1 pseudogene is annotated in these 233 nt (G+C 70.0%); it reads left to right on the forward strand.

Annotated elements, in window-relative coordinates:
* A pseudogene (locus ACTFO6_RS19975) lies at positions 1-233 on the forward strand (cardiolipin synthase B); the annotation flags it as partial.

Consider the following 233-nt stretch of genomic DNA (forward strand, 5'->3'; position numbering starts at 1 on the left):
CCTTTCCAGTTGGTTCGGCAACTGGGAGCTGGACGTGGCCATCGAGGACGCGGGCGTGGCGCAAGAGATGGAAGTGCGCTTCCTGCAGGACCTGCGCCGCTCGACGGAGATCGTCCTCTCGCCCCGGCAGTGGGTGGTGCTGTCCAGTCCCCGCCAGCGGCTCAAGGCCATGCGGGAGCGGGACCGCTCCAGCGCACGGGGGACGGTGCGCTACGCGGCTCAATTGGGGGGCG

This window comes from Pelomicrobium sp. G1, assembly GCF_051905455.1.
Classification (GTDB): Bacteria; Pseudomonadota; Gammaproteobacteria; order Burkholderiales; family UBA6910; genus Pelomicrobium.